2 protein-coding genes are annotated in these 1,328 nt (G+C 67.0%); one reads left to right on the plus strand and one right to left on the minus strand.

Annotation, left to right across the window (positions count from 1 at the left end):
• Positions 1–166: 166 nt before the first annotated feature.
• Positions 167–760 (minus strand): nucleotidyltransferase family protein, encoded by a 594-nt coding sequence (locus tag GY937_12250; GenBank protein ID MCP5057479.1) that lies wholly within the window; start codon positions 758–760, stop codon positions 167–169.
• Between the two features lie 38 nt (positions 761–798).
• Between GY937_12250 and GY937_12255 the strand changes: the two genes are divergently transcribed.
• Entirely contained in the window at positions 799–1,158 is a 360-nt protein-coding gene (locus GY937_12255; protein MCP5057480.1) for a hypothetical protein, read from the plus strand.
• The last annotated feature ends 170 nt before the right edge of the window (positions 1,159–1,328 follow it).

The following is a 1,328-nucleotide window of genomic DNA, read 5'->3' on the forward strand; positions in this document are numbered from 1 at the left end:
ATCTCACGCGCCAAGTCCAAGCCTGGCAAGACGATCGCAACCGAACGACGAAGGGCGTCGACTGGCAATTCACGACCCAACAAGCCCGCGTGAAACTGCGACGACTCTACCCCCAGCTTTTGGTGTGACAAGGGACTAGACCGTCGTGCAAGCCCCTGTCAACGCTTCATTTTCGGCCCGACTCGCCGCCTCCCTCAGCGCACGGGGCCGCGCGATGGCTCGCATCGACGGCGGACAGGGCCCTCCGTTCGCGGAGCAGGTCCCGGGGCCACTCGAGGAGGTCGGAGAACCCTGGAAGCGGTCGCGGCGGCGATTTCCTCGGGCGCTGCCCCAGGACGCGGGCGATGAGCCGCGCCCAGCCCTTGGGTCCCGGAAGGCCCCAGATGGCGAGCCGACGCTGGCGGAGCACTTCGGACAGGCCGAGCGGGGGCACCCGGCCCGACAGGGGGACGAGCGCAGGCGGTGGGACGACACCGAGTTCTCGCGAGAGCAGGCCGAGGATCCGACCCAGGAGCGCCAGATCGCGGGGCTCGGGGCGAAGCGATCCGAGCCGCTCCGGATCGATCCTCCCACCCCAATGGCGAAGCACGTACACGAGGTCGATGAGCCAGCGGAGCTGATAGCCCGAGCCGGCGAGGTGACCTCTCATGTGATGGACGAGAAGCAGGAGCATGGCGTCCGGGTCGAGCACGCGCAGCTTTGAGACCCCGATCCGCCGCGGCCCCTGGCCAGGGGGCGGTCGGCGAAGGCCGCATCTCATGTCCGCGCGGCTCGCCGCGGGCTACCTTTCGTTCCGCGGTGAAGCACTATCTCGAGCAGGTCTTGGAGATCCTGGGTGCGGATCGTCGGCGGCTGCCCTGGATCGCGCTTCTCGTGCTCTTCGCGTCGCTCGCCGACATGGTCGGAATCGGTGTGGTCGGGGCCTTCGTTGGAGTGGTGTTGGACCCGACGCTCCTCGAGGGTAACCGGACCGCGCGGCTCATCGCGCGCTCGCTAGGATCCGAGACCCACGAGCGTACCGTTCTGCTGCTCGGCCTCGGCCTGGTGGCGCTCTTCTCCGCGAAGTCCGCGTTGGCGCTCGGCCTTCAGCTCACGCTCGCCCGATTCGCTCGCAATCAGCAGGTGCGACTCCGCAGGGGATGTCCCGTCCGCTGTTGATCTTCTCTGAGCGGCGGCTCCGGTTTGAATCCTAGCCTGAACTATGCACGAAAGTTGGCTGAGAAGCTGGCTTTCCAATGTTTCAGCGTGCCGCGCGGCGATTGACGCTGACGGATCTCGTTTTGGGTGGTCGATGCCCATTCCGTGGCGCGAATGCGGAGTGTGCTTCG

The organism is bacterium, from assembly GCA_024228115.1.
GTDB lineage: Bacteria > Myxococcota_A > UBA9160 > UBA9160 > UBA6930.